At 63.3% G+C, this 7,753-nt stretch carries 8 protein-coding genes; 1 reads left to right on the forward strand and 7 read right to left on the reverse strand.

From position 1 onward, the window contains the following. Positions 1-88: 88 nt before the first annotated feature. From ACY3GB_RS17765 to ACY3GB_RS17795, 7 genes are all read right to left on the reverse strand, one after another. Entirely contained in the window at positions 89-310 is a 222-nt protein-coding gene (locus tag ACY3GB_RS17765) for a hypothetical protein (RefSeq protein WP_021476703.1), read from the reverse strand. 14 nt (positions 311-324) lie between these two features. Beyond that, positions 325-720: a hypothetical protein gene (locus ACY3GB_RS17770; protein WP_231178186.1), complete on the reverse strand. Its 396-nt coding sequence runs from the start codon at positions 718-720 to the stop codon at positions 325-327. 61 nt (positions 721-781) lie between these two features. Then, on the reverse strand, positions 782-1,207 hold the full coding sequence (locus ACY3GB_RS17775) for a nuclear transport factor 2 family protein (protein ID WP_463089905.1): 426 nt from the start codon (positions 1,205-1,207) through the stop codon (positions 782-784). A 209-nt stretch (positions 1,208-1,416) separates the two neighbouring features. Then, positions 1,417-1,596 (reverse strand): hypothetical protein, encoded by a 180-nt coding sequence (locus tag ACY3GB_RS17780; protein WP_076228218.1) that lies wholly within the window; start codon positions 1,594-1,596, stop codon positions 1,417-1,419. Positions 1,597-1,683: 87 nt separating this feature from the next. Further along, positions 1,684-4,530, reverse strand: a complete 2,847-nt coding sequence (locus ACY3GB_RS17785) for a ribonucleoside-diphosphate reductase subunit alpha (protein ID WP_463089906.1) — start codon at positions 4,528-4,530, stop codon at positions 1,684-1,686. A gap of 624 nt (positions 4,531-5,154) precedes the next feature. Beyond that, the gene (locus ACY3GB_RS17790; RefSeq protein WP_463087206.1) at positions 5,155-6,417 is read right to left on the reverse strand and encodes a Y-family DNA polymerase; all 1,263 of its coding nucleotides are present in this window, start codon (positions 6,415-6,417) and stop codon (positions 5,155-5,157) included. After that, the gene (locus ACY3GB_RS17795) at positions 6,414-6,839 is read right to left on the reverse strand and encodes a LexA family protein (protein ID WP_463087207.1); all 426 of its coding nucleotides are present in this window, start codon (positions 6,837-6,839) and stop codon (positions 6,414-6,416) included. Before ACY3GB_RS17795 ends, ACY3GB_RS17790 begins: the two co-directional genes overlap by 4 nt. A gap of 319 nt (positions 6,840-7,158) precedes the next feature. Between ACY3GB_RS17795 and ACY3GB_RS17800 the strand changes: the two genes are divergently transcribed. Further along, positions 7,159-7,753: endonuclease/exonuclease/phosphatase family protein (locus ACY3GB_RS17800; protein ID WP_463089907.1), on the forward strand; the 595-nt coding region annotated here is incomplete at its 3' end.

Raw genomic sequence — 7,753 nt, forward strand, 5'->3', positions numbered from 1 at the left:
GGGCGGCGGACGGGGCGGGGACGGCGTCTTCGAAATTCAGCATGGGTGCTCCTGATTCTTGGTTTTGCCGCGCGGACGCGGCGGTTGCTTATGCGGATTTTACGGCTTTTTCCGGTTGCGGGGCCTGGGCCTGCATGGCCTGGGCCGGCTGCAGCTGGCTTTGCCGGGTGATTTCAATGCTGCCGGGCGCGGACGGCGTTTCGTCCGGCGGGGCGGCCTGCACGCTGAGGGTGTGGGCGCCGGCGTCGGCCACCAGGGGCCTGCGGCCGCTCACGCTCTTGCGCAGCAGGTAATAGGCGGTGGTGCTCATGGCGTCTCCCGCGGCTAAAAGCGCAGTTGCTGGGCCAGCTGGCGGATCAGGCTGCGTTCACAGGCCTCTTCCTGCTCCACTTGTTCCTGCAGCCGCCGGCGCTGGATGCGCAGCGCCTGCAGCTGGCGGTATTGCTGATTGGCCACGGCCAGGTCTTCCTTCAATTCTTCGATTTGCTGCTGCAGCTCTTCCGGCTGGCAGTACACCACCAGGGTGTCGCCTTCTATCCAGGCCTTGCGCCACAGCTGGGCGCGGGGCAGGCGGCGGGATTCGCTGAAAAAGTCTTTCCACTCGTTGGGCGGCGCGGCGCTCAGGTGCAAGTACATGTTGAACAGCAGGAACTGCTTGTCCGGGTTGTGCGATTTTTCTTCGCAAAATCCGGTAATGCCGATGTTTTCAAATGTCTGCATCTGACCCTCCCATGGCGCTGCCTGTTGCCGTGCCAACCGGACCCGGCTGGCACGTTTCGCGTCAGCCGGCATCGACTGGCGGCTGCGACGACGGCTGGGCCATCGTCTGCTGTTCCGGCGCGGTGTCGTATTGCACCACGCCGTAAATCTTCCATTGGCCGGCCGTCCGTTTCAGGTGGTAGCCGGTGCGGTAGCGCCAGGGTGGCTGGCCGTTGCGCTCCACGGTCCAGATCAGGGTGGCGCTGGCGGCGTCGTTGCCCATCGGCAGCAGGCTTTCCACTTGGTACGCCGCGCCGGCGAAGCCCTGGGCGCGGTACCACTCCAGCAGGGCCGAGGTGGTGGCGCGCAACGAGTGCATGTCCTGCCAGCAGGCCAGGTCGCCGTGGTGGATGGCGGTGAAGGGCACGGTGAAGCGCGACATCACGGCATCCACGTCCAGCTGCGAATAGCCTTGTCGGTATTGCTCGAAAAATGCTTCCAGGCTCATTACGGGGCTTTCGTCTCGTCATTGTGTCGGGGCATTGCATTTTTCCAGTCCGCCGCCATTCGCGCGGGGCCGGGGCTTGCATCCCGAAACCGCCTGGAGGCCAAGCGGCTTGAGGATGGGGAGGCTTGCGCCTCCCGATTGGGCTTAACCTCGCGAGAGGTTTCGCCCATTCGGTGGAACGCCCCTTGCGGGGTGTTCCACCCTACGAACTACTTGCGGCGTTTATCCTGCTCTTTGGCAATGCCTTTGAACGGATCACCTTGCTTGCCATCAATAAATCGACCCGTATCGGTATCGCGCTTTACCCACGAGTCGTTCTGCGGGTTATGCACTTGAGTTCTGTCCTTGACGGACCCTCTACGGAAACCATCTCCTGTGTTTGTTGCCATCTGCTTGCTCCTTTTGGTTGCTAACAGTTGAACAAAATCAGTTTTTGGCCGGCGAGGCAGAAAGACATGCCTCGCCGCGATCAGTTGTTACTGGCAGCTCTCGCAATCGGGGTTGTCGATGCTGCAGAACTTGGCGTCGGTGGCCGGGGTGTTGTCCACTACGGCTGCCGGCGCGGATTGCGCCTGGCTGGACACGGCGTTCAGCTCGCCGCCGCGGCCGGTGGACTTCTCGGCGCTGGTGGCGGCCAGGGTGCGCAGGTAGTAGGTGGTCTTCAGACCGCGCAGCCAGGCGTGCTTGTACAGCTCGTCCAGTTTCTTGCCGGAAGCGCCGGCCATGTACAGGTTCAGCGACTGAGCCTGGTCGATCCACTTCTGGCGGCGGGAGGCCGCTTCCACCAGCCATTTCGGGTCCACTTCGAAAGCGGTGGCGTAGATGGCTTTCAGTTCGGCCGGCACGCGGTCGATCTGGCCCAGGCTGCCGTCGAAGTACTTCAGGTCGGCCACCATCACTTCGTCCCACAGGCCGGCGGCCTTCAGATCGCGCACCAGGTATTCGTTGGTGACGGTGAATTCGCCGGACAGGTTGGATTTCACGAACAGGTTCTGGTAGGTCGGCTCGATGGATGCGGACACGCCGATGATGTTGGCGATGGTCGCGGTCGGGGCGATGGCCAGGCAGTTGCTGTTGCGCATGCCGTGCTGCTTGATGCGGTCGCGCAGCTTGTTCCAGTCCATGCGCTCGGTGCGGTCCACTTCCAGGTAGCCGCCGCGCTCGGCCGCCAGCAGGTTGATGCTGTCGTGCGGCAGCACGCCGCGGTCCCACAGGCTGCCGCTGTACGACGGGTAGCGGCCGCGCTCTTCGGCCAGCTCGGTGGAGGCGAGGTAAGCGAAGTAAGCCACCATTTCCATGGATTCGTCGGCGAATTCCACTGCGGCGTTGGAGCCGTACGGCACGCGCTTGATGTGCAGGCAGTCCTGGAAGCCCATCACGCCCATGCCTACCGGACGGTGCTTCAGGTTGGAGTTGCGCGCCTTCTTCACCGGGTAGAAGTTGATGTCGATGACGTTGTCCAGCATGCGCAGCGCGGTGCGGATGGTGCGCTGCAGCTTGTCGGCGTCCAGGCTGCCGTCTTCCTTCAGGTGCGCGGACAGGTTCACGGAACCCAGGTTGCAGACGGCGATTTCGTCGTCATTGGTGTTCAGCGTGATCTCGGTGCACAGGTTGGAGCTGTGAACCACGCCCATGTGCTGCTGCGGGCTGCGGATGTTGCACGGGTCTTTGAAAGTGACCCACGGGTGGCCGGTTTCAAACAGCATGGTCAGCATCTTGCGCCACAGGCTCAGGGCCGGAATGCGCTTGTGCACCTTCAGCTCGCCGCGGGCGGCCTTGGCTTCGTAGGCGGTGTAGGCCTTTTCGAAAGCCTGGCCGTACAGGTCGTGCAGGTCAGGAGTTTCGGACGGGGAGAACAGGCTCCACTCGCCGCCTTCCATCACGCGCTTCATGAACAGGTCCGGAATCCAGTTGGCGGTGTTCATGTCGTGGGTGCGGCGGCGGTCGTCGCCGGTGTTCTTGCGCAGCTCGAGGAATTCCTCGATGTCGGCGTGCCAGGTTTCCAGGTAGGCGCAGACGGCGCCCTTGCGCTTGCCGCCCTGGTTCACCGCCACGGCGGTGTCGTTCACCACTTTCAGGAATGGCACCACGCCCTGCGATTTGCCGTTGGTGCCCTTGATGTGCGAGCCCATGGCGCGCACCGGGGTCCAGTCGTTGCCCAGGCCGCCGGCGAACTTGGACAGCAGCGCGTTTTCCTTGATGCCTTCGTAGATGCCGTCCAGGTCATCGGCGATGGTGGTCAGGTAGCAGCTGGACAGCTGGCTGCGGCGGGTGCCGGAGTTGAACAGCGTGGGGGTGGACGACATGAAGTCGAAGCTGGACAGCACGTTGTAGAACTCGATGGCGCGGTCTTCGCGGTTCACTTCGTTCAGCGCCAGGCCCATGGCGACGCGCATGTAGAAAGCCTGCGGCATTTCGATGCGGGTGCCGTCCACGTGCAGGAAGTAGCGGTCGTACAGGGTTTGCAGGCCCAGGTAACCGAATTGCAGGTCGCGTTCGGCGTCAAGCGCCGCGCCCAGCTTTTTCAGGTCGTACTCGGCCAGCTTTTCGTCCAGCAGCTCGGCGGCGATGCCCTTCTTGATGTAGTCGGCGAAGTAGGGCGCGTATTGCTTGCCCATTTCGTCCTGGCTCACGGCCTCGCCCAGGATTTCCAGGCGGATGTTGCCCATCAGCAGGCGCGCGGTCACGTAATCGTAGGCCGGATCCTGTTCGATCATCGAGCGGGCGGCCAGGATGGCGGACTTGCCCACTTCTTCTTCCGGCACGCCGTCGTAGATGTTTTTCAGGGTTTCGGCCAGGATGGCGTCCACGTCGATGCCGGCCAGGTTTTTGCTGGCGGCTTCGATGCTGGCGCGCAGGCGGGCCACGTCCAGCGGCAGCTTGCGGCCGTCCTTGCGCAGCACGTTGATCTGCACGCTGGTCAGCGCTTCGCCGCGGGCGGCGCGCTCTTGCGAGCGTTGTTCGCGGTACAGCACGTAGGCGCGGGCCACGTCGTGCTCGCCGAAACGCATCAGCGACAGTTCAACCTGGTCCTGGATGTCTTCGATGTGGATGGCGCCGCCTTCCGGCTTGCGGCGCATCAGCGCGTTGACCACCTGTTCGGTCAGCTGGGCCACCTTGTCGCGGATGCTGGCGGAGGTGGCGCCTTGATTCCCCATCACCGCCAGGAAGGCCTTGGTCATGGCGATGGAGATCTTGACGGGTTCGAACGGCACCACCGCGCCATTGCGTCGGATGGTTTTGTACAGGCTGAAGTCGGCTTGCGGCGCTGCTGCGCGGCCGAGTTCCGCGGCGGTTTGCCCTTCAAAGGTGGTCAGTTGCATGTATCCCTCGATAAAGAGAAGTTTACGTCCGGCTGCGCTGCGTTCTTGAGGACAGGTCAGCTTGTGGACAATTCTGTTGAAAAGCTGTGTGCGGGCTGTGGGTAAACACAAGATGTACCGTCAGCACCGCCAAATCTGCCCAAATTCTAGTGGTGGGGTGGATGTAGTTCAAGTCTTGACTTTGGCCGGGAATCTGGCCGCGGGGAGGAAAGCCGCGCCGTTATTGGCTTTGCGGGGAGGGAAAATTTTTGGCGGGTAAAATGGCGCGTGGATGCGGTTGTCAGAAAATTGCAGGAAACGCTGGATACGCTAGCAGCTGTTGCCCATCATCAGGCGGCCACAAGATGTTGTAGACATGCACTGTTGCGTGGCCGCTACGACCATGGCGTGAAAGTTGCGGCGGCGATGCCGGCGCGAGACGGCATGCCGGGCTTGTGGTGGTGGGGCTGGCTTTCTTCCGGCGCTGCGCGGAGGAGCTGTTGTCCAAGTCGCTGGATGACCTGATGACCTGGCGAATCGCAGGTTTCGGGCGGCGCGCGCCGCCTTGGGGGAGGCGTCTGATTGATGGCATCGACGATGCGGGCCCGGAATGGAGCCCACTCGAAGATGGCAGTGAAATGCGAGCTAGCGGATGAGTAATAGCTCGCTCAGTTGGGTGGTGTATCGGGGCGACCGCACGTCCTGGCGCATTTCCCAATTGGGCGTCAGCGCCTCCGACGCTAGCTTGACGCAACCGTGGCCGTAGGTTTGGTTGATCGAATCCAGCGTCCGCATCAGCCGTTGCCGGCGCGGATCTGGCGCGGCGGCGAACAAGTCCGCTTGCCGTTGTTCGCGGGGGGACAGCTCCATCAACACCACGCCGGCTTTCTGGTAACGCAGGCCGCGGCGGTAGACGGCGCGCAGGCCCGCCAGCGCGGCGGCAGCCAGCGCCATGGTGTCGTCGCTGGGGTGGACCAGCGGCACCACGGTGTAGCCGTGGTAGGGATCGTCGCCGAAGGGGCTGGTGCGCACGCTGACGCCGACCAGCCGCGCCGCGCTGCCTTGTTCGCGCAGTTTTTCGCCGGCGCGGGCGATGTGATGGCTGACGGCGGCGGTGAGCACGGCGAGGTCGGCGGTTTTTTCGCCGAAGGAACGGCTGGAGATGATCTGCTGGCGCGGCTGCTCCGCGTCTTCCAGGCTGAGGCAGCTGGCGCCGTTCAGCTCCGCCGCCGTGCGCTCCAGCGTCACGCTGAAATTCCGCTGCAGCCAGCGCGGGTCGGCGCGTTTCAGCTTCAGGGCGGTATCGATATGTTGTTCGATCAGCCTGGCAGCCAGCCTGCGGCCTACGCCCCATACCTTGCCGACCGGCAGCCGCGCCATCAGCGCGTCGGTTTCGGCCGGGGAGAGCCAGCTCCAGTCGAATACGCCGTCGTCCCAGCCTTCCACCCGCTTGGAAACGTGGTTGGCCAGCTTGGCCAGCGTTTTGCTGGGGCCGATGCCGACGCTGACCGGAATGCCGATGCGGCGCCGCACGTCTTCCCGCATCCGCCGCGCCAGCGCATCGGTGTCCGGCAGGCCGGCCAGGTCCAGAAAGCACTCGTCTATCGAATAGACTTCCTGGCAGGGGGCGTGCTGGGCCAGTATCGCCATCATGCGCCGGCTCATGTCGCCGTATAGCGCGTAATTGCTGGAAAACACCGTGACGCCGTGTTTGCGGCACAGGCCGGCGATTTCGAAGTAAGGGCCGAACATCTGGAAACCCAGCGCTTTGGCCTCGGCGCTGGCGGCCACCACGCAGCCGTCGTTGTTGCTCAATACCACGATGGGCTTGTCCGCCAGATCGGGCCGGAACACCCTCTCGCAGCTGGCGTAGAAGTTATTGCCGTCCACCAGGGCGAAAACGCTCACTTCAACTTCCTCACGCAGGCGGCCACTACGCCCCAGATCTGCAACTCCTGGCCATCCGCCGGCTCAATGGCGGGGTAGGCCGGGTTGGCGGCGAGCAGCATGCACCGGCCCTCCTTGCGGTGCAGCCGCTTGACGGTGAACTCGCCGTCCATCACGGCGATCACGATATCGCCATGCCGGGGCGGCAGGCCTTTGTCGACCACCAGGATGTCGTTGTCCAGGATGCCGGCGTCGCGCATCGAGTCGCCCCGAACCCGCACCATGAAAGTGGCCAGCGGATCGGCCACCAGGTAGTCGTGCAGGTTGATGGCGTTATCCATGTGGTCGCTTGCCGGGGATGGGAATCCGGCGCGCACCGGGTGCCCGGCCATGGGGATGGCGGCGGGCTGGCGATGGGTGGTCGGCATGCGGGAAATAGCCATGGCGATTGTTTTTTGAAATTGTACAAATTCAAATTACTATAGGCGGCGACGGTTTGCCAAGCGGAATTCGATGAACGGCGACTTTATGCGCTCGCGGTTTGAGCTGGCATGGCGAGGTGGTCTATTCCGAATGGCGGGCGCGCAGCGGCGGCGCCTGGACGGCTCGTATCGAACGTGGGGGCGTGTTGTAAAATGCAGGGTGCTGGTTCGCATGCCCAGGCAGGGCGCGCTGCGCAAGCATTGGATTTTTCATATGCGATGGGGCGCGGCTTTGCTGGGGTTTGACTCTGGATGCTTGATTTAAGTTATTGATAACCATATGAAAAGCATAACGGTTTGCACTTACAACATCCATAAGGGCATGTCGCCGTTGAACCGGCATGTGAAGGTGGGCGGCATGGCCGAGGCTTTGGCGGATCTGTCGCCGGACATGCTGTTTCTGCAGGAGGTGCAGGGCAAGAACCTGGAGCGGGCTTTGCGCCACCAGATCTGGCCCGTCCAGCCGCAACACCACTATCTGGCCGGCAGGCTGGCGCATCGCGCGGTGTACGGGTTGAACGCCAGTTATCGGCACGGCCATCATGGCAATGCCTTGCTGACGCGTTTTCACGTCCGCGAGTGGTGCAACCGCGATATTTCGGTCAACCGTTTCGAAAGCCGGGGCGTGCTGCAGTGCCTGTTGCAGCCGGATGGCTGGCCGCAGCCGGTGGTGGCGTTGTGCGGCCATTTCAACTTGCTGGCCTTCGATCGGCGCAGGCAATACCGCGGGCTGGCCGATTACGTGCGGCAGGGGATTGCGGACCACCTGCCGCTGATCCTGGCCGGGGACTTCAACGACTGGCGCGGCGAGGCCAGCGCGCTGCTGCGGCAGGAGCTGGGCCTGGAGGAGGCGTTCCTGACGCTGCATGGCCGAC

The sequence above is a fragment of the Chromobacterium sp. Ag138 genome (assembly GCF_055181315.1).